A 1,675-nucleotide genomic window follows, 5' to 3' on the forward strand; every position below is an offset into this window, starting at 1 on the left:
CGGGTTGTAGGTGTCGCCGATGTGGACGAATCGGAACGGCAGCGACGGCACGCGGTCGCTGCCGGCGAACACACCGCCGGGCCGCAGCACTCGAAACGCCTCCGCGAAGAGCCGGTCCTGCAGCCGATCCGTGGGTATGTGGTGAAGCATCGTGAAACACACGACGGAGCTGAACGCATTGTCGGGCAACCCGGTATTGCTGCCGTCGCCGTGGATCACCCGCGCGCGATCGCCGTAGAGCCGGTCTAGCCGCTCGGCCATCGGCTCGTCGACTTCGACCGCGGTGACGGTGCCGGCCCGGCCGATTAGTGCGCGCAGCGTCGCACCATATCCCGGTCCGATTTCCAGCGTGTGGTCGCCCAACTCGACATCGGCGAGCGCCCACGGCAGCAGATCGTCGCGAACCATCGCGGCCCAGCCCGCCGAACTGCATCGCCACCGATGCAGGACATTCATCGCCATGACCTGACGCCTTCCTTCTGCGACTGGACTTCCATCTGGGACTTCACGCAGCTCGCACGCTACGAGAAGATCAAGGATGTCAGCTTCCGAAAAGATGCCACGCTGTATCGAAAATCCGCCACAGTCCGTGCCGCACCATCGCGCCGCGGCATTCGGCCGCCTATTGTCAACTCTCCGATGCTGATTCGCTCAGCGAGCAACTGCCTCGAGGAAACGTCCCGCGTGCAGCTCGGTGCCGAAACCGGGCGCGAATTCACCGTCGTTGTAGACAACGTGGCCCCCGACGACGGTCGCGCCGACGAGTCCGTCATTGCGGTTGACCATTCGCTTCACCTCCGGCGCCCCCGGGTAGGGCGCTTCGGCGTAAGCGGCACTGGACCCGTCGAATCCGGCCGGGTTGATGACGGCGATGTCGGCCCGAGTTCCCTCGCGCAGATACCCGGCGTCGAGCCCGTACCAGTCGGCGAGCTCGCCGGTGAGGCGCCGCACGGCGGTCTCGACGGGCATCGAGCGCCGATGGTGGACGCGTTCCAGCATGCGCAGGCCGGAGTTGTAGAACGCCATATTGCGAAGGTGCGCACCGGAATCGGAGAAGCCGATCTGGACGTTCGGCGACCGCTGCATGCGATCGAGCACCTCTTCGCGGTCGTTGGCGACCACAGTGCGCCAACGCAGCCGTGAGCCGTGTTCGACGGCCAGGTCGAGCAGCGCGTCGGCGGGCTCGATACCGCGGGCGGCGGCGACATCGGCGAAGGATTGCCCGACTATGGCACCGTCTGGGCACGCAACGATTTCGGCGTCGGACAGGTCGCGACTCCACACCCGGGGCCCGAACTGCCTGGCCATGTCCTTGCGGAAGCGCCGTCGGTAGGACTCGTCAGCGAGCAGCCGTCCGCGGCTCATCTCGTCACGGAAGTTGAGTGCGGCCGAGCCGGAACCAAACTCCTCGAACACGACGAGATCGACTCCGTCGGCGTACATTTCGAACGGCACCGGTAGGTGCTGCCAGCGAAAGTTGCCGCCGGCCCGGTTGGTGAGACCCGCGGCGAGCAGAGTCAGCCGCGCGGCCCTGCGGTCGGCTTTCACGTCGGCGGCCGCGATCAACGTGGTCTTCAACGCTTTACGCGACCCCCGGAACCCACCGCCGATGCTCTGGGCGAGGTAGCGCACGACTTCGGCCTGTCGGGCCAGGTTCGGCGTGCTCTGGTGCACG

1 protein-coding gene and 1 pseudogene are annotated in these 1,675 nt (G+C 66.5%); both read right to left on the reverse strand.

From position 1 onward, the window contains the following. The coding region (locus AC2VOG_RS09700; RefSeq protein ID WP_486939692.1) for a class I SAM-dependent methyltransferase at positions 1 to 462 on the reverse strand (462 nt) is incomplete at its 3' end. 189 nt (positions 463 to 651) lie between these two features. Continuing rightward, a pseudogene (locus AC2VOG_RS09705) lies at positions 652 to 1,675 on the reverse strand (hypothetical protein); the annotation flags it as partial.

The sequence above is a fragment of the Mycobacterium sp. TH-M11 genome, assembly GCF_057473725.1.